Source organism: Sphingomonas sp. C3-2 (assembly GCF_033025475.1).
In the GTDB taxonomy this organism is placed as follows: Bacteria; Pseudomonadota; Alphaproteobacteria; order Sphingomonadales; family Sphingomonadaceae; genus Sphingobium_A.
Genome location: NZ_CP130322.1, coordinates 132,527 through 156,265, shown reverse-complemented (window position 1 = coordinate 156,265; position 23,739 = coordinate 132,527). Strand labels below are relative to the sequence as shown.

20 protein-coding genes and 1 tRNA gene are annotated in these 23,739 nt (G+C 63.3%); 17 read left to right on the top strand and 4 right to left on the bottom strand.

The window, feature by feature from the left end:
* Positions 1-27: 27 nt before the first annotated feature.
* Complete coding sequence (locus QYC26_RS00725; protein ID WP_317513499.1) at positions 28-2,430, bottom strand: CoA transferase; 2,403 nt, start codon at positions 2,428-2,430, stop codon at positions 28-30.
* Between the two features lie 349 nt (positions 2,431-2,779).
* Here QYC26_RS00725 and QYC26_RS00720 point away from each other — a divergent pair, with 349 nt between their 5' ends.
* The 10 genes from QYC26_RS00720 (at position 2,780) to QYC26_RS00675 (ending at position 15,011) form a co-directional block, all read left to right on the top strand.
* Complete coding sequence (locus tag QYC26_RS00720) at positions 2,780-3,307, top strand: RNA polymerase sigma factor (protein WP_317513498.1); 528 nt, start codon at positions 2,780-2,782, stop codon at positions 3,305-3,307.
* A 209-nt stretch (positions 3,308-3,516) separates the two neighbouring features.
* Positions 3,517-4,791, top strand: a complete 1,275-nt coding sequence (locus QYC26_RS00715) for a CoA transferase (RefSeq protein WP_317513497.1) — start codon at positions 3,517-3,519, stop codon at positions 4,789-4,791.
* Positions 4,785-6,122, top strand: coding sequence for an amidohydrolase family protein (locus QYC26_RS00710; protein ID WP_317513496.1), 1,338 nt, complete (start codon positions 4,785-4,787; stop codon positions 6,120-6,122). The genes QYC26_RS00715 and QYC26_RS00710 overlap by 7 nt, the downstream gene beginning before the upstream one ends.
* Before the next feature lie 130 nt (positions 6,123-6,252).
* Positions 6,253-7,026 carry a TorF family putative porin gene (locus QYC26_RS00705; protein WP_317513495.1) on the top strand — a complete coding sequence of 258 codons (774 nt, stop codon included), beginning with the start codon at positions 6,253-6,255 and terminating at the stop codon, positions 7,024-7,026.
* A gap of 108 nt (positions 7,027-7,134) precedes the next feature.
* Positions 7,135-7,224 carry a potassium-transporting ATPase subunit F gene (locus QYC26_RS00700; RefSeq protein ID WP_317513493.1) on the top strand — a complete coding sequence of 30 codons (90 nt, stop codon included), beginning with the start codon at positions 7,135-7,137 and terminating at the stop codon, positions 7,222-7,224.
* A 13-nt stretch (positions 7,225-7,237) separates the two neighbouring features.
* Positions 7,238-8,941 carry a potassium-transporting ATPase subunit KdpA gene (gene kdpA / locus QYC26_RS00695; protein ID WP_317513492.1) on the top strand — a complete coding sequence of 568 codons (1,704 nt, stop codon included), beginning with the start codon at positions 7,238-7,240 and terminating at the stop codon, positions 8,939-8,941.
* 13 nt (positions 8,942-8,954) lie between these two features.
* Positions 8,955-11,051, top strand: a complete 2,097-nt coding sequence (gene kdpB, locus QYC26_RS00690; protein ID WP_317513490.1) for a potassium-transporting ATPase subunit KdpB — start codon at positions 8,955-8,957, stop codon at positions 11,049-11,051.
* A gap of 11 nt (positions 11,052-11,062) precedes the next feature.
* Complete coding sequence (gene kdpC / locus QYC26_RS00685) at positions 11,063-11,653, top strand: potassium-transporting ATPase subunit KdpC (protein WP_317513489.1); 591 nt, start codon at positions 11,063-11,065, stop codon at positions 11,651-11,653.
* Positions 11,650-14,316 (top strand): sensor histidine kinase KdpD, encoded by a 2,667-nt coding sequence (locus tag QYC26_RS00680; protein ID WP_317513487.1) that lies wholly within the window; start codon positions 11,650-11,652, stop codon positions 14,314-14,316. The genes kdpC and QYC26_RS00680 overlap by 4 nt, the downstream gene beginning before the upstream one ends.
* Complete coding sequence (locus QYC26_RS00675) at positions 14,316-15,011, top strand: response regulator transcription factor (RefSeq protein WP_317514967.1); 696 nt, start codon at positions 14,316-14,318, stop codon at positions 15,009-15,011. Before QYC26_RS00680 ends, QYC26_RS00675 begins: the two co-directional genes overlap by 1 nt.
* Positions 15,012-15,079: 68 nt before the next feature.
* On the opposite strand, the gene QYC26_RS00670 is transcribed toward QYC26_RS00675, so the two are convergent.
* Complete coding sequence (locus tag QYC26_RS00670) at positions 15,080-15,568, bottom strand: MarR family transcriptional regulator (protein ID WP_317514966.1); 489 nt, start codon at positions 15,566-15,568, stop codon at positions 15,080-15,082.
* A gap of 270 nt (positions 15,569-15,838) precedes the next feature.
* Between QYC26_RS00670 and ectA the strand changes: the two genes are divergently transcribed.
* From ectA to QYC26_RS00635, 7 genes are all read left to right on the top strand, one after another.
* Positions 15,839-16,324, top strand: a complete 486-nt coding sequence (gene ectA / locus QYC26_RS00665; protein WP_317514965.1) for a diaminobutyrate acetyltransferase — start codon at positions 15,839-15,841, stop codon at positions 16,322-16,324.
* Between the two features lie 15 nt (positions 16,325-16,339).
* A complete protein-coding gene (ectB, locus tag QYC26_RS00660; protein ID WP_317513486.1) occupies positions 16,340-17,650 on the top strand; it encodes a diaminobutyrate--2-oxoglutarate transaminase in 1,311 nt (436 codons plus the stop codon).
* Between the two features lie 15 nt (positions 17,651-17,665).
* The gene (locus tag QYC26_RS00655) at positions 17,666-18,079 is read left to right on the top strand and encodes an ectoine synthase (protein WP_317513485.1); all 414 of its coding nucleotides are present in this window, start codon (positions 17,666-17,668) and stop codon (positions 18,077-18,079) included.
* Positions 18,080-18,150: 71 nt separating this feature from the next.
* Positions 18,151-19,071, top strand: coding sequence for an ectoine hydroxylase (gene thpD, locus QYC26_RS00650; protein ID WP_317513484.1), 921 nt, complete (start codon positions 18,151-18,153; stop codon positions 19,069-19,071).
* Positions 19,068-20,510: an aspartate kinase gene (locus QYC26_RS00645; RefSeq protein ID WP_317513483.1), complete on the top strand. Its 1,443-nt coding sequence runs from the start codon at positions 19,068-19,070 to the stop codon at positions 20,508-20,510. The genes thpD and QYC26_RS00645 overlap by 4 nt, the downstream gene beginning before the upstream one ends.
* A 20-nt stretch (positions 20,511-20,530) precedes the next feature.
* A complete protein-coding gene (locus QYC26_RS00640) occupies positions 20,531-21,766 on the top strand; it encodes an MFS transporter (RefSeq protein ID WP_317513482.1) in 1,236 nt (411 codons plus the stop codon).
* Complete coding sequence (locus QYC26_RS00635; protein ID WP_317513481.1) at positions 21,763-23,097, top strand: MFS transporter; 1,335 nt, start codon at positions 21,763-21,765, stop codon at positions 23,095-23,097. The genes QYC26_RS00640 and QYC26_RS00635 overlap by 4 nt, the downstream gene beginning before the upstream one ends.
* A 143-nt stretch (positions 23,098-23,240) precedes the next feature.
* Here the strand turns inward: QYC26_RS00635 and QYC26_RS00630 are convergent, their stop codons facing one another.
* A complete protein-coding gene (locus tag QYC26_RS00630; RefSeq protein ID WP_317513480.1) occupies positions 23,241-23,468 on the bottom strand; it encodes an Arm DNA-binding domain-containing protein in 228 nt (75 codons plus the stop codon).
* A 156-nt stretch (positions 23,469-23,624) separates the two neighbouring features.
* Positions 23,625-23,714 (bottom strand) — tRNA-Ser (locus tag QYC26_RS00625).
* Between the last annotated feature and the right edge of the window lie 25 nt (positions 23,715-23,739).

The following is a 23,739-nucleotide window of genomic DNA, read 5'->3' as shown; positions in this document are numbered from 1 at the left end:
TCTCGAATGTCTCCGTTGGGAAGATGTTCAGGCGATGGCAGGTTCGGCGGGGACGGGGGTGTCGCAGCCAATGACATTCTGGGCGGCCATCTCGCTGATTTCGGTATCGGAATAGCCGAGTTCGGCCAGCAGCGCGGCGGTGTCGCGGCCTACGATCAACGGCCCCCCCTGGAAGGTCAGCGGCGTTTCCGACAGGCTGTAGCAATGGCCGATCTGATCGATGCGCCCGACATAGGGATCTTGGCTGTGCGTGGTCCACCCCCGCGACCGATAGAGCGCGTTGTCGAACAGGCCCAGCGAGGCGCGAGGATCAGACAGTTCTGCGGGGACGCCCGCCATGGCGAGGCGTTCCAGCCACTGGCCTGCGGACAGGCCCGCGAACGCGGCCTCGGCATCAGAACCGACAAGCCCGTCAAAGGCCGCCTGCTGTGCGGGCGTGATCGCGGCAACTTGCACCCAGCCATTGTCGCTCGTCTGGTACAGGCGATAGTGCCGCGACAGCCCCGTCTGGTTCTTGTCGAGCGTCGGGCGGTCAAGCGCCGACCCGTCGGGACGCGCCGCCGCATAGCTTGTCGTCAGCAGGCACGCGTTGATGATCGAGGTGTCGACAAACTGGCCGCGCCCGGTTTTCTCGCGATCCATCAGCGCGTTGAGGATACCTACGGTCGCGAGGAAGCCGTTGCCGGTATCGCCGAGCGAGGTCAGGCTCCATAACGGTTTGCCGCCTGCGGCTACCGCGCCGTCGGCGTGCTGGATCCCCGCCAGCGCCGCGCCCGTCTGGTCATTACCAGGCAGCCCCATGCGGGGACCTTTCTCGAAGCCGCGCGAATGGCAATAGATGAGGCGTGGGAATTCCTTCGACAGCGTCTCATAATCGAGGCCGAGCCGCGTGGCGGCGTCGTAACGCATATTGTGCTGGATCACGTCGGCGGTGGCGATGAGTTCCTGCAGGATCGCGCGCGCCTTGGGGTGTTTCAGCATGAGCGCGGCCGAACGCTTTCCGCGATTGGCCATATAGGCGATGTGGGTGCGGTGCCAGTAACCGTCCCACAGCGTGTTGATCTTGATCACCTCTGCGCCGAGGTCGGACAGCAACTGGCAACTGAACGGGCCAGCAATGGCAAGCCCCAGATCGAGCACGCGGATACCCTTGAGCGGGGCGTCCGCCGTTGGGCCGTCATTCGCGGCGGCAACAGCGGCGGCCTTGGGTAGCGCAGTGGCATATGCCTTGACTGCGGCGGTATCCGCGCCGCGCGCATGCGCGGGGCCTGACACCTGGCCCGGGCTGTTGGACAGGCGATAGGTGATGCCGACCTGGTTGATCGGGCCCAGTTCGGGGTCTTCGACGGTCGTCACGCAGCCATCGTCGAGCAGCAGCGGGTCGGTGAGCGCCTCTTCGATCGGGCGGCATTCCTGCATCGTCATCCCCGCGACGCGCGCCGCCTCGACCCATTCGGCCGCGGTGAAGCGGCGGACGGCATCGGCAAGCAATGGCTGATAATGCGCCATGACCAGCAGTTCTTCGGGGCCGATGCCGAACCGGTCGGGATCGTTCTGGACGGTGAGGTCGGGCGTTGCATTAAGGCTGTCGCCAGCCGACGCCTGCAGGATGAAGCGCGGATTGGGCACCCAGTTGTGCACCCAGCGCCCATCGCTGCACTGGAAGTGGCCCTTGGGGGACTGGGCCCCGAGGATCCATGTATTGAAGCCGGGGGCATCGGGCTGTTCGGCCTTTTGCCATACGCCCGCACTGCAGATCATCGCGCCTTGCTTCAACGACGTTTCGACACGCTGGCCGCGCCCGGTTTTCTGGCGCGCGAACAGCGCTGCGGCAATGCCGGTCGAGGCCGCGTAGAAGGCGCCGAGCGAGGGCCAGGGCGAAGCGACGAAAAGCGGGCCATCGCGATTGGCGCCCTGAACCCAGTCGGGATCGATGTCTGCGGTTTCCGCGAATTCATTGGGCAGTCCGCTCATACGCTGAACGGCGCTTTCGGGCCAGCCGCGCTGTTCATATTGGAGCCCCGATCGCGCGGCAACCAGCGCGTCATAGCCGGGAAGATCCTGATCTTCGGTACCTGCGCCATAGCCCGTGATCGAGCAATAGATCAGCCGCGGGTTGATCTGGCGAAGCGATGCATAATCGATACCCAGCCGCGCGGTCACACCGGGTGAAAAGCTTTCGATGAGAATATCGGCTTCGACAACCAGTCGAAGAAACAGGTCGAGATCGGCGCTGTTCTTCAGGTCGAACTCGGCGCTTTTCTTGCCACGGTGCCAGACCTTGTAGCCAAGAAGATTGGGAAAGGGGTCGCCGCCCGGACGCTCGATCCGCGTCACCTCGGCACCATGATCGCCGAGAAGCATGGCGGCCATCGGCCCCGAAACGCCCCAACTCAGATCGAGCACCTTCAGGCCATCTAACGTCCCCATATTCCTCTCCCAATGCCATGATTCGATGTTGGAAAATTCAGTTCCGACCGGGTGGATGGGTTTTGTTCTCACCTCGGTGCGGCGCCGTAAAACGTGTCTTTTGCGGGAAACTCGCTGCTTTCAAATATATTTTCGAAATGATATCGGAAAATATCTTGCCTTGTAAATCCCCTTCAGTGATGATGGTTTCAGATCCCATGGATGGGATACCGATCTGCGCCGCAAGATGCGCTGGGCGCCGGGGAGGCATATGGGATTTGGGCCATGCCTTCGGTTCGTTGCGTAACTGGGTCGTACGAGAACTCATTGGGTTGAGGTGCAAAAAGCGCCGGGCCAACGGAGGGGAGAGATGCGGAAAAGTTACGCGCGGTCGCCCGCCATGCCATGTGCAACCGCGATCTTGGCCGAGCGCTTCAGGCGCCCGCTGGTCCAGTGGTTTCGCAGGCAGGGGCTTGCCCATGATATTGCCGAAGATTGCGCGCAGGACAGCTTTGTCCGCCTGTTTCGACAGGAAAGGGCAAGCATTCGAGAGCTCGATTCCTATCTGTTCTCCGTCGCCAGCTCCGTTCTCATCGATTTGTACCGACGCTCCGAGGCGCGGCACGAGGCGCATCATGTTTCGCTGGATGGCTTCGACGTGGCGAGCGACGAGCCCACCCAGATATGCGTTTCGGAAAGCCGGGAGGCGCTTCAGCATATTTCCAGATCGCTTGAGGAACTACCGAGGCGAACGCGCGAGGTGTTCCTCCTCAATCGCCTGGAGCGACTGAGCTATTCCGAGATCGCCGCGCATTTCGAAATGTCCGTTAGTTCGGTGGAAAAGCGGATGATGAAGGCGATCGCGCATATCGGGCAACGGCGCGCGCGCCGTGGTTAGCTGGCCACTCCTCGCTAATGTTATGATGGTTCGAATTTTGCGTACATCTATGGTCATTCGGGGTGGATGATGACAGATGAAGGGACCGGTGCGAGCAGCGATGGTGTGGCCGCGGCAAGGCGACGCTTGATTTTTCTGCAGCTTGATAAATGAGCAACATGGAGACAGCGCGAACCGTGAATGCCTGCCTTGCTTCAGGCGATGAGGGCGTGTTGCGTAATCCGGAACGGGCCTATGCCCGCTTACTCCTCTCCCAACTCGGATGCGACCCGGCCGCGATTGCCGGCCTTGGCGATCCGCCGGCGCTTGGCTGGCGGCGGTCCGGTCTCATGGCGGTTTCAGGGGCGCCGGACGGCCCGCCGCTCATGACTCCCGCAGCGCTTGGTTCGGCGGCCGATGGCGCGTTGCTCGCGCTGAAAGCACTGGCGCCGCATGCACATTTTCCCGCACAGGGGGCCATGCTTTTGGGCGAACGGGCGCGCATGCTCGGCCTGAGCCGGCAAGGGCGGGTGTCCGCCAATGGCTCATGCCATTTGTTCGACGCGGCGGACGGGCGGATCGCGCTCAATCTGGCGCGCCCCGACGATATGCTTCTGGTTTCGATCCTCGCCGGATGCGACGCGGGCGATCTGACGTCTGTCGCCAACGCCATCAGGCTAATGCGGGTCGATAGCGTGATTGAGCAAGGCATCGAACTCGGCCTGCCGATTGCGCAGGATCGGCCTGCACCATCAGGCTCGGCGCTGTTCTCCCCTGTCGGCCCCGCGATGCGCACCCGCGGGCGGCCCTTGGTGGTGGATTTTTCGGCGCTCTGGGCGGGGCCGCTTGCCGCGTCGCTGCTGCACATGGCGGGGGCGGAGGTGATCAAGGTGGAAAGCCGCACGCGCCCCGATGGCGGCCGGGCGGGATCGCCGGGTTTCTACAATCTGCTCAATGCCGGCAAACGCAGCGTCATGGTCGACTTTGGCGACGGCGATTCCCTGCGCGCGCTGCACAAGCTCGTCGAGCGTGCGGATATCGTGATTGAGGCTTCTCGCCCTCGAGCGCTCAGGCGGCTGGGTATCGACCGGGATGCCGCGGTGGCGCGCGGCACCGTCTGGGTCGGCATTACCGCCTATGCCGATGAAGACCGCATTGGCTTTGGCGACGATGCGGCGGTTGAAGCGGGCCTGGTATCGGCGATGGAGGCATGCTGCGGGGAGGCGGTTTTTGTGGGCGATGCGATCGCCGATCCACTGACCGGCATTCATGCGGCCCTCGCGGCATGGGCCGGATGGCTGAGCGGGAAGGGGGCGCTCCTTCCCCTGTCATTGGCCGGGACGGCATCGCATGCGATGCAGGCCGGGATTGCGGATCGGGCCGTTTACGCCGATTGGCAGCGACAGGCGGAGGCGGATACCGCGCCGCTCTATCCGCTGCGTGTGGATCGGGGCGTCGCACGGCAGGCGGGCGCCGATACAAGGGAGGTGCTGGACCGGTGCTGATCCGTGGAGCCGAACTCGGCGGGCAACTTCGCGACGTCCGCCTGACGGGCGCATTGATCGCGGACATTCGCCCGGTCTTGCAGCCTTATGATGGCGAACGGATCATTGAAGCGAACGGCAACGCGCTGCTGCCAGGCCTGCACGATCATCACATCCATCTGAATGCTGCGGCGGCCGCCCTCCTGTCGGTCAGGTGCGGCCCGCCCGAGGTGAATTCTGCCGATCACTTGGCGGAGATGCTCCACGCGGCGCCGGGAGAGGGGTGGATACGGGGCGTTGGCTATCACCCCAGCGTCGGTGTCGATCTCGACCGCGACTGGCTCGATGCGATGGGCCCTAAGCGCCCCATGCGCATCCAGCACCGAGGCGGGCGGATGTGGGTGGTCAACAGCCTCGCTGCCGAGATACTGGGCGAACAGGTCCCGCGCGATGGCCGATTGATCGATCAGGATGGCTGGATCCGCGAACGCCTGAATGGCGCGGTCGACCTGCGGCCGCTGGCGGACAAGCTGGCCAGCCACGGCGTCACCGGGGTTACGGATACCACCCCGCGCAATGGGTTGGCGGACTATCATCGGTACGTCGCAGCCCAACTGCCGCAGCGCCTGATCGTGATGGGCGGGGCTGAACTCGATGCGGCACCCGCCACCGGCAAGATCTCACGCGGCGCGGTCAAGCTCCATTACCACGATCATGACCTGCCGGGTCTCGACGCTCTCGCAGCTGAAATTGCTCGTGCCCACGGCGTCGGGCGTCCCGTTGCGGCGCACTGCGTCACGCTCGCCGAACTCATGCTCACATTGGCCGCGATCGAACAGGCGGGCCCCATGGATGGAGACCGGATCGAGCACGCTGGGATCGCGCCCCCGCACTGTGCCGAATGGATGGCCCATCTGGGCGTGACGGTCGTGACCCAGCCGCATTTCATCTCCGAACGCGGCGATGACTATCGGCGTGAAGTGGAGGCGGAGATGCAACCCTGGCTGTACCGGCTGAAGGGGCTTCTTGATGCGGGGGTACGGCTTGCAGCGGGCAGCGATGCGCCTTTTGGCGGGCTGAACCCATGGGCCTCGATGGCCGCCGCCGTTACTCGCTCGGCGCCTTTTACCGCAGAGCAATTATCATCCGATGAAGCGCTAGGCCTCTATATCGGCAAGGGGCATGCGCCGGGCGACGGAGCGCGCTCCGTTGCGCTCGGCGCCATAGCAGACTTGTGCCTGATAGATCGTACTTGGGGAGCCGCGCAGGAGGATTTAGGCGAGGTCCGCGTGCGTGCGACGATCGCAGGCGGGGAGGTGATTTTTGAGACCGGAATCACGCCCTCACAATGAATTCATATGAAAATCCTATGCGATGCGCGTTTCCCTGATCTCGAATTCGAACGCGCGCCTCTCCTAGTTGCATGCCTCACATCGTGAGGGGCGCGGATTGGCCGTCGCCCCCGTAACGATGGGGGCAACAATGCGCATCAATATAAAATCATATGCGGTTCTGGCGGTCGTTACGACGCTCCTTTTTGCATCGCCAGCCATGGCGAACGATGCCAATGACAAAGCCACCGATTTGACATTCGCAGGCAATGCCGCGCTGGTATCGCAATATCGGTTTCGTGGTGTTTCCCAGTCCGACGAAGACATGGCGGTTCAGGCTGGGCTCACCGCTTCTCATGCGTCTGGGCTGTATGTCGGGGCATGGGGTTCAAGCCTTGCTGGATTTGGCAGCTATGGCGGGTCCAATACCGAGCTTGATCTCTATGCCGGGTTCAGAAAGGAAATCGGTGATCTCGCGGTCGACGTCGGGCTGCTCTGGTATCTCTATCCGGGAACCGACCGCACCGATTATGCCGAGCCTTATGCCGCGCTAAGCGGCACCGTCGGCCCCGCTTCGCTCAAGCTCGGCGCGGCATATGCACCCAAGCAGGATGCGATCGGCGATGCCGACAATCTCTATGTCTATACCGACGGCAGCGTCGCCATTCCCGGCGCGCCTGTCACATTGAAGGCGCATCTCGGTTACACCACCGGCAGCGGCGCGACACTCGCGGGTCCTCATGGCGACTATGTCGACTGGCTGATCGGTGCCGACGCTACCTGGAAGATGCTGACGCTCGGTATCGCCTATGTCGATACCGATATCGGCAAGACCGCCGCCGACGCCTTTTACACCAGCGGAACCACGCGCGGGCGCACCATCGTCGATGGCGCCGCGGTCGTCTCGCTCACCGCATCCTTCTGACGGGAGACGCATCATGGGTGACATAATGTGGGTCGGACTGATCCTCGGGCTGGTGGCGGTCACGCTCGCCTATGCCCGGCTGTGCGACAACGCCTGAGGAGGCCGCATATGACGCTCGACCTCTGGCTCGCCGCGATCACCGCGATCGCGCTTCTCGTCTATCTGGTCGCCGTGCTCGTGCGACCCGAACGCTATTGAACGGAGCCTTGCCATGACGATTCAGGGCTGGATCCTCATCCTCGCCTTCACCGGCATATTGCTGGCGCTCGCCAAACCCGTCGGGCTCTGGCTGTTCGCGCTCTACGAAGGCCGCCGCACGCCGCTCCACGCCGTGCTCGGCCCCGTCGAACGCGGTTTCTACACGCTTGCCGGGATCAATCCGAACGAGGAACAAAACTGGCGGCGCTACGCCGTCCATATGCTGCTCTTCAACGCGGTGCTGCTGCTCTTCACCTATGCGGTGCTCCGTTTACAGGGCGTGTTGCCTTTCAACCCGCAGGGGCTGCCCGGGGTCGGCGATCACCTCGCCTTCAACACCGCGGTCAGCTTCAACACCAACACCAACTGGCAGAGCTATGGCGGTGAATCGACGATGTCGAACCTGTCGCAGATGCTTGGGCTCACCATTCACAATTTCCTCTCGGCGGCGACGGGCATCGCGCTCGCCTTCGCGCTGTTCCGCGGTTTCGCGCGACGTGAGGCGAAGGCGATCGGCAATTTCTGGGCCGATGTCACGCGTGTCACGCTCTATCTGCTGCTGCCGGTCTGCATCGGCTATGCGCTCTTCCTGATCGCGAACGGTGTGCCGCAGACGCTTGCCGGTTCGGTCGATCTCACCACGCTCGAGGGCGTGAAGCAGACGCTCGCGCTCGGCCCCGTCGCAAGCCAGGAAGCGATCAAGCTACTCGGCACCAATGGCGGCGGCTTCTTCAACGCCAATTCGGCGCATCCTTTCGAAAACCCCACCGGGCTCGCCAACCTCGCCCAGATGCTCTCGATCTTCGTGATCGGCACCGGGCTCACTTACTGCTTCGGCAAGGCGGTGGGCGATACGCGCCAGGGCTGGGCGATTCTCTCGGCGATGATGATCCTGTTCCTCGCGGGCGTCACCATCACTTATTGGCAGGAAGCTGCAGGCAATCCGATCCTCCACAATCTCGGCGTCGCCGGCGGCAATATGGAGGGCAAGGAAGTCCGCTTCGGCATCGCCGCCTCGGCGCTGTTCTCGGTGGTCACCACCGCGGCCTCATGCGGTGCGGTCAACGCCATGCACGACAGCTTCACTGCACTTGGCGGCATGATCCCGCTATTCAACATGCAGCTGGGCGAAATCGTGATCGGCGGCGTAGGCGCGGGCATCTACGGCTTCCTGCTCTTCGCCATCCTCGCGGTGTTCGTCGCCGGGCTGATGGTAGGGCGTACTCCCGAATATGTCGGCAAGAAGATCGAGGCGCGCGAGGTCAAGCTCGCGGTGCTTAGCATAGCGATCCTGCCGCTCATCATCCTTGGCTTCACCGCATTGAGTTCGGTGCTCGGCGCGGGGCTCGCAGGGCCGCTCAACAAGGGGCCGCACGGCTTTTCGGAGATTCTCTACGCCTTCACCTCAGGCGTCGCGAACAACGGCTCCGCCTTTGCCGGCCTCACCGCCAACACGCCTTATTACAACGCGCTGCTCGGCATCGCGATGTGGCTCGGCCGTTTCTTCATCATCGTGCCGATGCTCGCGATCGCGGGGTCGCTGGCGGCGAAGAAGCATGTGCCCGAATCGGCGGGGTCCTTCCCCACCACGGGCGGCCTGTGGGTCGGCCTACTCGTCGGGATCATCCTGATCCTTGGCGGTCTCACCTTCCTGCCGAGCCTCGCGCTCGGTCCCATCGCCGATCATCTCGCGATGACCTCTGGCCAACTCTTCTGATTGGAGCGTATTCATGACGCCTCACGCACCGATATCGGCCATCGTGCCCGCTCCCGAATGGAGCGGTGCATCGGCCAGGCATCACGCACCGAAATCGATCTTCGCGGCGGAACTGCTCTTGCCCGCTTGCCGCGATGCCTTCCGCAAACTCGATCCGCGCCAGCTCATCCGCAACCCGGTGATGTTCGTCACCGCCACCGTGGCGGCGCTGCTCACCATCCTGCTTTTCATCGGCAGCGATCCGCTCGCCTTCGGCTTCAAGCTCCAGCTCGCGATCTGGCTGTGGCTGACCGTGCTCTTCGGCACCTTTGCCGAGGCGCTCGCCGAAGGCCGCGGCAAGGCGCAGGCGGCAAGCCTGCGCGCCACCAAGGCCGAACTCACCGCCAAGCGGCTGAAGGGCAAGGGTGATGCTTTTGAAAGCGTTCCCGCCAGCGCATTGCGCGTCGACGATATCGTCCTCGTCCAGACCGGCGATCTCATCCCGTCGGACGGTGACGTCGTCGCGGGGGTCGCCTCGGTCAACGAAGCCGCGATCACCGGCGAAAGCGCGCCCGTGATCCGCGAGGCGGGCGGCGATCGTTCGGCGGTGACCGCAGGCACCCGCGTCATCTCCGACGAGATCCGCGTCCGCGTCACGGTCAATCCCGGCCAGGGTTTTCTCGATCGCATGATCGCGCTGGTCGAGGGCGCCGAGCGGCAGAAGACCCCCAATGAGATCGCGCTCACCATATTGCTCGTCGGGCTCACGATCATCTTCCTGATCGCGGTCGCGACCATCCCCGGTTTTGCCAGCTATGCGGGGGGCAGCATCCCCGTCGCGATCCTCGCGGCGCTGCTGATCACGCTCATCCCGACCACCATCGCGGCCCTGCTCTCGGCGATCGGCATTGCGGGCATGGACCGGCTGGTGCGCTTCAACGTGCTCGCCAAGTCGGGCCGTGCGGTCGAGGCGGCGGGCGATATCGATACGCTGCTGCTCGACAAGACCGGCACGGTCACGATCGGCGATCGTCAGGCGAGCGAGTTCCGCGCTGTCGGCAGCACACCGATGGAGCAATTGGCCGAAGCCGCGCTGATGGCCAGCCTTGCCGACGAAACCCCTGAAGGCCGTTCGATCGTCGTGCTTGCACGCGAGCAGTTCGGCATCGCGCAGGCCGATTTGCCGAAGGGGGCGGAGGTGATCCCCTTCACCGCGCAGACGCGGATCTCGGGGATCAGATATAACGGCGCGATCATCCAGAAGGGCGCGGTGGATTCGGTGCTCAAGGCCAATCCTGGCCTCGGCGAAACCGCGGCGGCGACCGAGCTGCGCCGCATCACCGACGAGATCGCGCGTCAGGGCGGTACCCCGCTCGCGGTCGCGAAGGATGGCAAGCTCTTGGGCGCGATCTTCCTCAAGGACATCGTCAAGGCGGGTATCCGCGAACGCTTTGCCGAGCTGCGCACGATGGGTATCCGCACCGTAATGATCACGGGCGACAATCCGCTCACCGCCGCGTCGATCGCGGCTGAGGCGGGCGTCGATGATTTCCTCGCCCAGGCCACCCCCGAGGACAAGCTTGTGCTGATCCGCAAGGAACAGGAGGGCGGAAAGCTCGTCGCGATGTGCGGCGACGGCACCAACGACGCCCCGGCGCTCGCCCAGGCCGATGTCGGCGTGTCGATGAACACCGGCACGCAGGCCGCGCGCGAAGCGGGCAACATGGTCGATCTCGACAGCGATCCGACCAAGCTGATCGAGGTTGTGGGCCTCGGCAAGCAGTTGCTGATGACGCGTGGTGCGCTCACCACCTTCTCGGTCGCCAACGACGTCGCCAAATATTTCGCGATCATCCCGGCGATGTTCGTCGTGCTCTATCCGGGGCTCGCCGTGCTCAACGTGATGGGGCTGAGCAGCCCTGAATCTGCGATCCTCTCGGCGATCATTTTCAACGCGCTGATCATCCCGCTGCTCGTCCCGCTCGCATTAAAGGGCGTGAAATACCGGCCGATGGCCGCGGGCCCGCTGCTCGCGCGCAACCTCGCCATTTACGGCCTTGGCGGCCTCGTCGCACCCTTCATCGGCATCAAGCTGATCGACGTCGTCGTCAACGGCCTTGGCCTCGCATAGGAGTAACTGACATGGGCAAGGATATCGCAACCGCGCTCCGCCCCGCTTTCGCGCTCACCATCCTCTTCGCGCTGCTGTTGGGGCTCGCCTATCCGCTCGCGCTTACCGGCCTGGGACAACTCATCTTCCCCAATCAGGCCAATGGCAGCCTGATCACCGAAAACGGCAAGGTGATCGGCTCGGCAGTCGCAGGACAGGCCTTCACCGGCGAACGCTATTTCCACACGCGCCCCTCGGCGGCGGGCAAGGGCTATGACGGGCTTGCGTCTTCGGGCTCGAACCTCGGGCCGACGAGCCAGGCGCTTTCCGATCGAGTCACCGCCGATATCGCGACACGGCGCGCAGAGGGGGTTTCGGGCAACTTGCCGGCCGATCTCGTCACCGCATCGGGTTCGGGGCTCGATCCCGATCTCTCGCCTGCGGCGGCGCTGGCGCAGGTATCGCGCGTCGCGCGCGTCCGAGGGCTCGACGACGCGCGCGTGCGCAACCTTGTCGAACAGTCGGTCAGACGCCCGCTGCTGGGCTTCCTTGGCGAGGACCGCGTCAACGTGCTGGAACTCAATCGACAGCTGGACCAGCTTGGGGGTAACAAGTCGGAGTGAAACCGGACGAAAACCGACCCCAACCCGAGGCCCTTCTGCGTCAGGCGGCGCAGGAGGGCCGTGGCCGTCTGAAGGTATTTCTCGGCGCGGCCCCGGGTGTGGGCAAGACCTATGAAATGCTGACCGACGGCGCGCAGCAGCGCCGTGAGGGGAGGGATGTCGTCATCGGCGTGGTCGAGACGCATGGGCGACAGGAAACCGAGGCGCTGACGCGCGGCCACAAGGTCATTCCGCGCCTCTCCATCGCCTATCAGGGGCACATGCTCACCGAGATGGATATCGACGCCATCCTCGAACGCCGCCCGCAGCTCGTGCTTGTCGACGAGCTCGCGCACACCAACGCGCCGGGCAGCCGCCATCCCAAGCGCTATCAGGATGTCGAGGAATTGCTCGACGCGGGGATCGACGTCTATTCGACCGTCAACATCCAGCATATCGAAAGCCTCAACGACGTCGTCGCCTCGTTCACGCGCGTCCGCGTGCGCGAGACGGTGCCCGACCGCATTCTCGAGACCGCCGAAATCGAGGTCGTCGATATCCCGCCCGACGAGTTGATCGAGCGGTTGAAGGCGGGCAAGGTCTACATCCCGCAAGAGGCGAGCCGCGCACTTCATCACTTCTTCTCCAAATCCAACCTCTCGGCGCTGCGTGAGCTGGCACTGCGTCGCGCGGCGCAGGCGGTCGACGCGCAGATGCTCGATTATGTCCGCGCGCACGCGCTTGCGGGAAGCTTCGCGGCGGGGGAGCGCGTTCTCGTTGCGGTCAGCGAGCAGCCGCATACGCTCGGCCTCGTCCGCGCCGCCAAGCGGCTCGCCGATGCGCTCCGCGCGCCTTGGACCGCGGTGCATATCGAGACGCGACGATCGCATGAACTGTCCGACGCTGAACGCCAGCGCGTGTCGGAAGCGCTCGCGCTTGCCTCGCAGCTCGGCGCAGTCACCGCGACGATCCCCGCCGCCGATGTCGTCAGCGGGCTTTCCGCCTTCGCGCGCGATGCACGCGCCACCCAGATCGTCGTCGGCAAGTCGGCGCGCTCCTGGTGGTTCGAATTCCGACATGGTTCGGTGGTCGATCGGCTGGTGCGCAGCGTTTCGGACATTGCGGTCCATGTCCTGCCCGCCGAGCATGAAGCATTGCCCGAACCCGTGGAACGGACGCGTCGTCGCAACTGGGGCGATCCTGCTCATTACCTTTGGTCGGCCTTGATGGTCGCGGCGATTAGTGCACTTGCCACCATTCTTTCGACCTTTCTGAACCTGGGTAACCTCGCCTTGCTCTACCTAGTGCCGGTGATGGCAGCCGCGAGCTTGTTTGGGCTGCGCGCGGGGCTGTTCACCGGTGCGCTATCTTCCCTTGCATATAATTTCCTTTTCCTGCCGCCGACCGGCACGCTTACGGTCAATAACCCCGAGAATGTCGTCACCATCATCGTGTTGTTGGGTGTGGCCGTGGTCACCAGCCAGTTTGCGGCGCGCGTTCGCGCGCAGGCGGACCTCGCCGCGTCGAGCGCACGTCAAAATGCTGCGCTTGCAGGCTTCTCTCGCGAACTCACCGTGACCGCAAATGAGGAAGAACTGATGCAGGCGATCTGCGCAGAGCTTGCGCGCCTGTTAGATGTGCGCGCAGTCCTCCTCCTGCCGTCCGCCAATGGGCCGGAGCTTCATGCTGCAGTTCCACCGGAAAATCGGTTGGAGCAGATCGAACTGGCCGCGGCACAATGGGCGATCGACAAGGGGCAGCCCGCAGGGCGTGGATCTTCAACCCTCACGTCGTCAGATTGGTTGTTTCAGCCGTTGCGCGCGGGACGCGGCGTACTCGGCGTTGTGGGGCTCGCGCGTGATGATGCTGGCGAGCCTGTTCGTGCAGACCAGATGCCGATGCTGATTAGTCTTCTCGATCAGGCCGCGATCGTCCTTGAACGGATGCAGCTTGAGCGAGACATGCGCGACATCGAACAATTACGCGAGCGGGATCGGTTGCGCGCGGCGCTGCTTTCTTCGGTCAGCCATGACCTCCGCACGCCGCTGACGACCATTTTGGCCGCGACCACTGAACTCAGGCGCAAGGAAGCTGCGCCGCTGGTCGACGTGATCGAGGGGGAGGCGCAGCGGCTCAACCGGTTCGTTGCGAACCTGCTTGATATGGCTCGCGTTGAAGCAGGGGCCCTTAGGCTCAACATCGAAGCGACCGATCTTACAGACGCGGTTGCAAGTGCTGTCCATGATACGCGTCAAACGCTTGAAGGGCATGCGATCCAGCTTGCGGTAGCACCCACTTTGCCGCTCGTGCGCATCGACGCGCAGCTATTCCATCACTGCCTCATCAATCTGCTGGACAATGCTGGCCGCTATGCCGATCCCGGTACACCCATCGTCATCAGGGGCACACGCGAAGCGCACGGTATCTTGCTCTCAATCCTTGATGAGGGGCCGGGCCTTCCGCCAGAACGCGAGAGCCAGATTTTCGAGACCTTCGCCCGGCTGGAAGGGTCTGACCGCACGAAGGGAGGCACCGGGTTGGGGCTTGCCATCGTCAAGGGTTTTGCTGAGGCAATGGGGCTCAGCGTTTCTGCAGCCAACCGCGTTGAACCGCAAGGCGCGTGCTTCACTCTTTATTTTCCGTCCGCACTGCTTGTGCGGGAACCGGGGCCGGAGATCGTTTGATGACCGCTGCCAATCGTGTGCTCGTTGTTGATGATGAGCCGCATATCCGCCGGCTGCTCCGCACAGCCTTGGTGCGCGCTGATTTCGACGTGATTGAGGCGGGGGACGCGAGCGAGGCGCTGTCCGCGCTGGCGACGCAGTCGCCGCAGGTTGTACTGCTCGATCTTGGGTTACCTGATCGCGATGGCCTCGAACTCGTTCCGCTTATCAAACAGCGTTCCAGTGCCACGCTGCTGGTTGTCTCGGCACGCGAGGCGACCGAACAGAAAGTCACTGCGCTCGATCTGGGAGCCGATGATTATGTCACCAAGCCTTTCGACACCGATGAATTGCTCGCACGTGTCCGCGCGGCGCTACGCCACCGCGTGACGGCGCAGGGGGGTAGCAGCGCCGTTCGCGTGAGTGATGTCGAGATAGACCTTGTGCGGCGTCGCATTTTCAAGGCCGGGATCGAGGTTCATCTAACCCCCAAGGAATATGGTGTGATCGAGGCGCTGGCTCGTTTCCCCGGCCGCGTGATTACCCATGCCCAATTGCTGAAAAGCGTCTGGACGCATGAAGTCGAGCATCATGTCGAATATCTGCGGGTGGTTGTCCGCAATATACGCCAAAAGCTGGAAGACGACCCTCAGCAACCGCGTTTGATCGTGAATGAAATGGGTGTTGGGTATCGATTATCCGATGGTCGGGGCTGATTGCCATCGAGGGGGCGCGCGGCCGACCATTGTGCTTTTGACGGATCTCTGCGGGAGCACATGAGGCGTCAATGCGGTTCGGAACGGTCGATCCGGCCGCTGTCGAGTAGCGGCGCGGCGTCGATCGAATCTGCATCTATCAGCACCGCCAGCCTTTCCGTTGCCGCGAGGATCATTGCCTGCTCCCAAGTAGCGAGTGCGTCGAAGCGGTCGGTGAAGCGCTTTTGCAAGGGGTCGGGTGCGTCAGCCAAGGCGTCACGGCCGTCAGGCAGCAAAGTCAGGTGAATCTGCCGCTTGTCGCGTTCGCCCCGCTGGCGCTGGACGAAGCCGAGCGAGACCAGTCGGTCGACGATCGCGGTGATCGTCGCCTGGCTGAATTGCAGCGCGTGCGCCACGGCCGAGGGGGTGGCGGATCCACGCGTGTCAATTTCCCGTAATACCAGCAATTGTGAGGGGGTTAGGCCGGTGATCGTCGCCAACTGGCGGCTGCCAATTTCGGTCGCACGCAGGACGCGGCGTAGCGCGCGCAGGGTCAGTGAGGCCATTTCGGAATCCATAGCAATGGGCATAGCGCGAAGCCTCGCAAAGCACCATCGCTGCCAAACGATTCCGCCATTATACTTTGTCATATGAACTATAATTTCACCGTCGGGGTTGAAGAAGTCGCCTGAAATCGGCATATAACTCCGCATCCCACCGGAGAATCTGCTTCTTCGAGTAAAATATAATTCGGGAGATGAACAATCTTCGATTTCATAGCTACAGCGACCACTTCGTCGCCACGGGCTTATGCGCGCTCAAAATTGGGTGAGGGGCAGGATGTCGTTCTGCGCACGCCCGTCGCCACGGACGGACCAGACATCAGCGGATTGATCGCGGCCTGTCCGCCGCTCGATCCCAATTCGGCCTATTGCAACCTGCTGCAATGCACCGACTTTGCCGACAGTTGCATCGTCGCCGATCGGGGCGGTGAAGTGGTCGGGTGGGTATCAGGCTATCGCCCGCCGGCCGCGCCGGAAAATTTCTTCGTCTGGCAGGTCGCGGTGTCGCCCGCCGCGCGAGGGCAGCGCCTTGCAGGGCGCATGATTGAGGCACTGCTGGCCCGGCCCGAGCAGGCCGGCGTCACCCATCTGACGACGACTATTACCAACGACAATCGGGCGTCCTGGGCCTTGTTTGAGGGGCTTGCGCGGCGGTGGGGCTCCCCGATCGAAAAGACCGCCCGCTTTGAAGAACAGGCTCATTTTGCCGGCGCTCATGCCACCGAATGGCAGGCATGCATCGGCCCGCTGCCGATCCCGGCGCATAGTTGAGAGAGATTGTAGACCATGACTGTCACAACCCAGCCCAAACCCACTAGCGCCATTCCCGACACGGCCATTTATGAGCGGCGCGAGTCCGCCGTGCGCAGCTATGCCCGCGCCATGCCGCGCCAGTTCAACCGCGCGGAAGGCGTGTGGATGCACGACAATCAGGGCGGCCGCTATCTCGACTTCCTGTCGGGCTGCTCCACGCTCAACTATGGCCACAACCATCCGGTCCTGAAGGCCGCGCTAGTCGATTATATCGCCGGCGACGGCATCACCCATGGCCTTGACCTGCACACCGATGCCAAGGCCGATTTCCTCGCCACGCTGGAGGATGTGATCCTGCGCCCCCGCGGGCTTGATTATTGCGCCATGTTCACCGGGCCGACCGGCACCAATGCGGTCGAAGCCGCGATCAAGCTCGCGCGCAAGATTACGGGTCGCGAACTTGTGATCGCCTTCACCAACGGCTTCCACGGCATGACGCTCGGCGCGCTCGCCTGCACCGGCAATGCCGCCAAGCGCGGCGGCGCGGGCGTGCCGCTGAGCCACGTCGCCCATGAACCCTATGACGGTTATCATGGTCCCGATGTCGATACGGCCGACCTGCTGGAACGGCGCTTGTCCGACCCGTCGAGTGGCCTCGACGCGCCGGCCGCCATCCTTGTGGAAACTGTGCAGGGGGAGGGCGGCCTCAATGCCGCCTCGCCGCAATGGCTGCGCCGGATCGCCGAAATCGCGAAGCGCCATGGCGCGCTGATGATCGTCGACGATATCCAAGCGGGTTGCGGACGCACCGGCCCGTTCTTCAGCTTCGAAGGCATGGGCTTCACACCCGACATCGTCACCATGGCCAAGTCGTTGTCGGGCATGGGTTTGCCCTTTGCGCTCACCCTGTTCCGTCCGGAACTGGATCAATGGTCGCCGGGCGAACATAATGGCACCTTCAGGGGCAACAACCATGCCTTTGTCACCGCCACCGCCGCGCTCCGCCATTTCTGGGGCGACGCGCAGTTCGGGCAGGATATTGCCCGTCGCGGCGCGCTGCTGGAACGGCGGCTGGACGCGATGGCGGCCGTATATGGGTTGTCGACACGCGGCCGCGGCATGATGCGCGGCATCGACGTCGGATCGGGCGAAGTTGCGCAAACCATCACAGCCGCCTGCTTTGCGAAGGGGCTCATCATCGAAACCAGCGGCGCGCACGACGAGATTGTCAAGGTGCTGGCGCCTCTCGTGATCGAGGACGCCGTGCTGTCGGCCGGCCTCGACATTCTCGAGGAGAGCATCCGGTCCGCGCTGACCGTCACCTATGGCGTCGCCGCAGAATAAGAGGAGATATCAGACATGATCGTTCGCAAGCTTCAGGACATCCGCAAGTCCGACCGTAATGTAAAGTCCGCAGGCTGGGAAAGCGCTCGCCTTCTGCTGAAGGACGACAATATGGGCTTTTCCTTCCACGTCACCACCATGTACGCGGGCGAGGAACTGCACATGCACTACCAGAACCATCTGGAGGCCGTGCTTGTGCTCAAGGGCACGGGCACGATCGAGGATCTGGGCACGGGCATTACCCATCAACTGGCGCCCGGCGTCATGTATGCGCTCAACGCCCATGACCAGCATATCGTGCGGCCGGAAACCGATATTCTGTGCGCCTGCACCTTCAATCCGCCGGTCACCGGCAAGGAAGTGCATGACGAGAATGGCGCCTATCCCGCCGCTACCAGTGCCAGGCGCGAGCCTGCGCTGGCCGACTGATGCGTGACGCAGCCTCGGGGCTGCGCGAGCCTGCCACGCCTGAACATCCTTAGACTGAAAGGGGGAGTCCCATGAAAGACCTCTACCCGTCTCGCCATGCCGACATGGCGGAATTTTTGCCGCGCCACGATCCGGTCGTCCATGCCGATTGGAGCGCAGGCGCGCCGATCCGCCGCGAACAGGCCGACGCCTTCGATCGCGACGGCTATCTGGTGCTGGAAGATATCTTCTCCGACGTGGAAGTCGCCTTCCTTCAGCGCGAGGCCGGCAAGCTGCTGGCCGATCCCGATGCGCTGGAAGCCGAAACCGTCATCACCGAACCGGGCGGCAACGAAGTCCGTTCGATCTTCCGCATCCATGCCCAGAGCCGGGTTATCGAGCGGCTGGCGGCGGACAGCCGGCTGGCCGGCGTGGCCCGCTTCCTGTTGGGCGACGATGTCTATATCCACCAGTCGCGGCTCAACTATAAGCCCGGTTTCCAAGGCAAGGAATTCTACTGGCACAGCGATTTCGAGACCTGGCATGTGGAGGATGGCATGCCGCGCATGCGTGCGCTGTCCATGTCGGTGCTCCTGGCGGAAAATATGCCGCACAATGGCCCGCTGATGCTGATCCCCGGATCGCACCGCCAGTTCCTGACCTGCGTCGGGGAGACGCCCGAGGACCATTATCGTCAGTCGCTCAAGCGCCAGGAATATGGCGTTCCCGACGAAGATAGCCTGGCCGAACTGGCGCATCGTCATGGCATCGTGGCGCCGACCGGCAAGCCGGGATCGGTGGTGATCTTCGACTGCAACACCATGCATGGTTCGAACGGCAACATCACGCCGTTCCCGCGCGCTAACGCCTTTCTGGTCTATAATGCCGTGTCGAACCGGCTTGCGGCACCCTTTGGCGTAGACCGGCCGCGCCCCGCCTTCATCGCCGCGCGCGGCGAACCGCAGGTGATCGCACCGGTCACCGGACCACTGATGGAGGAGGCGCTGGCATGAACCGCATGCATAGCGTCGAGAAGATCGGCGGCACGTCCATGGCCGCGACCGCGACATTGTTCGACAATGTGCTGATCGCCGGCCGTAAGGGCGCGGACCTCTATCATCGCATCTTCGTGGTATCGGCTTATGCTGGCATGACCGACCTGCTGCTGGAGCACAAGAAAAGCGGTGAGCCGGGCGTCTATGCCTGTTTCGTGGCGGACGAGGATACGGACGGCTGGCGTCAGACGATGGAGGCGGTGCGCCGCGCCATGCAGGAGCGCAATGCGACGATGTTCGTCCGCGCCGACCGCCTGGCGGAGGCCAATGCCTTTGTCGACATGCGGATCGATGCGGTTGCGGCCTGTCTTGATGATCTGGCGCGGCTGCGCAGCCATGGTCGTTTCTGCGTCAAGGAACAGTTGATGACGGTGCGCGAACTGCTGGCGGGCCTCGGCGAAGCGCATAGCGCGCATTCGACCGCGCTGCTGCTGCGCGACCGAGGCGTCAATGCGCAGTTTGTCGACCTGACCCTGTGGGACCAGCAGGACATGCGCGAACTGGACGACCGGATCACGCAAGCATTCTCGCTGATCGATCTGGCGACCACCTTGCCGATCGTCACCGGCTATGCCGGATGCAGCGAGGGCATGGTGCGGCTCTATGCGCGCGGCTATTCGGAAATGACCTTCTCGCGCATTGCCGTGCTGACGAAGGCGCGCGAGGCGATCATCCATAAGGAGTTCCATCTGTCGAGCGCGGACCCGCGCCTCGTGGGCACGGACAAGGCGCGCAAGATCGGCCGCACCAATTATGAGGTGGCGGACCAGCTTGCCAATCTGGGGATGGAGGCGATCCATCCTGGCGCGGGAAGGGGGCTGCGCCAGACCGACATTCCGCTGCGGGTGCGCAACACGTTCGACCGGAAAGATGGCGGAACGCTGATATGTGGCGGCTATGTGTCCGATACGCCGCGCGTCGAGATCGTCACCGGCGTGCGCCATGCGCAGGCGCTCATGTTCTTCGAGCAGGATATGGTCGGCGTGAAGGGCTATGACGCGGCGATATTGGACGTGCTGGCCCGGCATGACGCCTGGATCGTCAGCAAGGCGTCGAACGCCAACACCATCACCCATTATCTGTCCGCCGATGCGGCGACGGTGAAGCGGGTGATCACGGATTTGCAGGCTCGCTATCCCGACGCCGCCATATCGGCCCAGCCGGTGGCGATCGTATCGCTCATCGGCAGCGACATAGCGCGGCCGGGGCTGGTGCCCGACGCCCTGAGGTCGCTGGCCGATGCCAATGTGCCGATCGTCGCGATGCAGCACCAGATCCGCAATGTCGACGTGCAGTTCATCGTCGATGTCGATCATTATGAGAGCGCCGTGGGCGCGCTGCACCGCGCTTTAGTGGAGGACGGGGCAGAACCGGCGAAGGATCGGCGTGCGGCCTGATCCGCGCTCGGTCACCATCCATGTTCGCCGCGATCCACCCCGTCCGTAGTCTGCTGCTCGCAATCTTCATGCTGATGGCGGGCAGCGGTTTTATGTCCACGCTGATCGGCTTGCGGTTGGAGGGGGCAGCGGCACGCACGATGGTGATCGGCGTGGTTGCGACCGCCTATTTTGGTGGTCTTGTGGTCGGCGCGTTGCGGGCCGGGGCAATCGTGCGACAGGTAGGGCATATCCGTGCCTTCGCTGCCTTCGTCTCGTTGCTGTCGGCCAGCACATTGGCCTATGCGCTGGTCCAATATCCGACCTTCTGGGCCTGCCTGCGCCTCATCGACGGCATCTGCGTTGCCGGCGTGTTCATCTGCCTAGAAAGCTGGCTCAACGACCGGGCGGAGGCGGAAACGCGCGGCAGCGTGCTCGCTGGCTATATGGCTGCGCTCTATTCCGGGCAGGCGGTCGGGCAATTGCTGCTGGGCGCGAGCGGCGCGTTGCCGACGGTTCCGTTTCAGATTGCCTCCATCCTCATTTCCATTGCCATCATCCCTCTTTGCCTGACCCGCAGCAGCGCACCCGCGCCCGTCGATGCGCAGGCCTTCACCATCCGCGCCCTTTATGCAGCCTCACCGCTTGGCACGGTCGGGTCGGTCGCGACCGGGCTGATGCTCGGCGCCTTTTATGGCATGGCGGCGGTGCATGTGCGCCGGCTGGGGCTGAACCTTGGCGCGACCGCCAGCTTCATGATGATCGTCATCTTGGGCGGCGTCGCGCTGCAATGGCCGCTGGGGCGCCTGTCGGACCGGCTCGACCGGCGCTGGGTGATCGTCGGCTGCTTTGCCGCGACATTGGCTGTCTGCACGGCGCTGGCGATGCTGATGTCGGATGGGCCGCTGCTGATGGCGCTAGGCGCACTGTTCGGCGGACTCAGCTTCGCCCTCTATCCGCTCTGCGTCGCGCACTGCAACGACCGGCTGCATGCAACCGAGCGGGTTGCAGCGAGTGGCCGGCTGGTGCTGCTCTATTCGGTGGGAGCGGCGATCGGTCCGTTGGGCGCGGCGCTGTTGATGAGCCTTGCGCCGACGACCGGGCTCTTTCTCTTCATAGCCCTGTGTGCCGGCGCGACGCTTGCCTTCGGCCTCTGGCGTCAGGCCGCGACCCCGCCCGTTCCGGTGCCCTACCAGCAGGAATTCCAAATCGTGCCCCGCACAACGCCGGTGGCGTCGCTGCTCGATCCCAATACCGTAGATGGACAGACTGAATGACCGCTTCCGCCATCCCTGTGACTGCTGCCTCCCCAGCGCAGGTTGACAACCTCACCTTGCGTCGCGCCATCGCCGCTTCGGCGCTGGGCAATGCTACTGAATGGTTCGATTATGGCATCTATGCTTATGGCGTGACTTATATCTCCGCTGCGCTCTTTCCTGGGGACGTGGACGATGCCGTACTGTTCGCTCTGGCCACATTCGCCATTTCCTTCCTCGTCCGGCCGCTCGGTGGCCTGTTCTGGGGACCGCTGGGCGACCGGCTGGGGCGCAAGTCGGTGCTGGCGCTGACCATCCTGCTGATGTCGGGCGCGACGCTCGCCGTCGGTCTCATCCCTTCCTATGCGCAGATCGGCTGGGCGGCACCTGCGCTGCTCATCCTGCTGCGCATGGTACAGGGCTTTTCGACCGGCGGAGAATATGGTGGGGCGGCGACCTTCATGGCCGAATATGCGCCCGACGACCGGCGGGGTTTCTATGGCAGCTTCCTCGAGTTCGGCACGTTGGCTGGCTTCTCCTTCGGTGCGGCCTTGATGCTGGGCTTTTCGCTCGTGCTGGGCGATACGGTTATGCATGCTTGGGGCTGGCGTATCCCCTTTTTGGTGGCCGCGCCCATGGGCCTGATCGGCATGTATCTGCGATCAAAGATGGAGGACACCCCGGTCTTTCGCGAGCAGGTAGCCGAAGGCAGCGGATCGCTGCCACTCTCCCGGCTGCTACGCGACCATAAGCGGCCGATGCTAGTCGTGGGCGGGCTGGTCGTGGCGCTCAACGTCGTCAACTATACGCTGCTCAGCTACATGCCGACTTATTTGCAACGCCGTATCGGCCTGTCTGCGGATGAGGCTCTGGTGGTGCCGATCATTGGCATGCTCTTCATGATGCTTTTCATTCCTATCGCGGGGCATATGTCCGATCGGGTCGGGCGGCGTTCGATGTGGCGCCTGTCGCTAATCGGCCTGCTGGTCGGCGTGGTGCCTCTCTACATGCTGATGGCGACAGGGCTGGTCGGCGCGATCATCGGTTTTGTGCTGCTCGGGTTACTCTATGTGCCGCAACTGGCGACGATCTCGGCGACCTTCCCGGCGCTGTTCCCTACTGCCGCCCGCTTCGCCGGCTTTGCTATCGCCTATAATTTGTCTACGTCGCTGTTTGGCGGTACCGCGCCGGCGATCGGCAGCGCGCTGATCAGCGCGACCGGCAATGAGCTTATGCCGGCATTCTATATGATGGTGGCCTGTGTCATCGGTTTGATCGCACTGCGTTTCATGCCGGAAACGGCAGGGCGATCACTCCACGACGATCCGTTCGCGGAAGAGCGAGCCACATGACAGCCAGCCCTGTATCGGGTTTGACAGTCTCCAGATCATGACCCGCGGCTATGTCGAAAGCGTGCCAGCCTGTCGAACGTCTCCATTGTAGCGCCGCGCTGGCAAACTTGCGATTGCACTTCTCGACCGTGGGATCCTGAAATTCACGGGACTTGCCGGCGAGCCTCGTCGCGAAGGTCGCGGGCTTCGCTCAGCGAGATTTCAGGATATTGACCGAAGACCAGACGTTTTTCACGCCCGGCGAAGCGGTATTTGAGTCGCCAGGACTTCGCCCCCTTTGCGGTGACGAACAGATATAATCCGCCGCTATCGGAGAGCTTGTAATCCTTGTCCCGAGCCTGCGCCTTTCTGGCCTGCAAGTCTGTGAGCATCGGTGCCCCCAAATCTCGATTGCGTGCCCCCAAAATGCCCCCGATGGCGATGAGATTTGGGGGCATCGGGAGAAACCGACTGAGACCAAAGTTAGTCTAAAATCGGCTAAAAATCAAGGTTTTTAGAGGTTTTAGAGGCCGTCCGATCGAGATCGGTGGCGGAAGAGGTGGGATTCGAACCCACGGTGAGCTTGCACCCACGGCGGTTTTCAAGACCGCTGCCTTAAACCACTCGGCCACTCTTCCTTCGCGCTGGCCATATCGGCTGACG

Excerpts from the sequence above, each read along its gene's own strand:
- ectB (WP_317513486.1), top strand. The coding sequence starts at position 16,340 with ATGACTGTCACAACCCAGCCCAAACCCACTAGCGCCATTCCCGACACG.
- kdpC (WP_317513489.1), top strand. The coding sequence starts at position 11,063 with ATGGGCAAGGATATCGCAACCGCGCTCCGCCCCGCTTTCGCGCTCACC.
- QYC26_RS00675 (WP_317514967.1), top strand. The coding sequence starts at position 14,316 with ATGACCGCTGCCAATCGTGTGCTCGTTGTTGATGATGAGCCGCATATC.
- QYC26_RS00645 (WP_317513483.1), top strand. The coding sequence starts at position 19,068 with ATGAACCGCATGCATAGCGTCGAGAAGATCGGCGGCACGTCCATGGCC.
- QYC26_RS00670 (WP_317514966.1), bottom strand. The coding sequence starts at position 15,568 with ATGGATTCCGAAATGGCCTCACTGACCCTGCGCGCGCTACGCCGCGTC.
- QYC26_RS00700 (WP_317513493.1), top strand. The coding sequence starts at position 7,135 with ATGACGCTCGACCTCTGGCTCGCCGCGATCACCGCGATCGCGCTTCTC.
- QYC26_RS00720 (WP_317513498.1), top strand. The coding sequence starts at position 2,780 with ATGCGGAAAAGTTACGCGCGGTCGCCCGCCATGCCATGTGCAACCGCG.
- thpD (WP_317513484.1), top strand. The coding sequence starts at position 18,151 with ATGAAAGACCTCTACCCGTCTCGCCATGCCGACATGGCGGAATTTTTG.
- QYC26_RS00630 (WP_317513480.1), bottom strand. The coding sequence starts at position 23,468 with ATGCTCACAGACTTGCAGGCCAGAAAGGCGCAGGCTCGGGACAAGGAT.
- kdpB (WP_317513490.1), top strand. The coding sequence starts at position 8,955 with ATGACGCCTCACGCACCGATATCGGCCATCGTGCCCGCTCCCGAATGG.
- QYC26_RS00655 (WP_317513485.1), top strand. The coding sequence starts at position 17,666 with ATGATCGTTCGCAAGCTTCAGGACATCCGCAAGTCCGACCGTAATGTA.
- QYC26_RS00705 (WP_317513495.1), top strand. The coding sequence starts at position 6,253 with ATGCGCATCAATATAAAATCATATGCGGTTCTGGCGGTCGTTACGACG.
- QYC26_RS00725 (WP_317513499.1), bottom strand. The coding sequence starts at position 2,430 with ATGGGGACGTTAGATGGCCTGAAGGTGCTCGATCTGAGTTGGGGCGTT.
- QYC26_RS00640 (WP_317513482.1), top strand. The coding sequence starts at position 20,531 with ATGTTCGCCGCGATCCACCCCGTCCGTAGTCTGCTGCTCGCAATCTTC.
- QYC26_RS00635 (WP_317513481.1), top strand. The coding sequence starts at position 21,763 with ATGACCGCTTCCGCCATCCCTGTGACTGCTGCCTCCCCAGCGCAGGTT.
- kdpA (WP_317513492.1), top strand. The coding sequence starts at position 7,238 with ATGACGATTCAGGGCTGGATCCTCATCCTCGCCTTCACCGGCATATTG.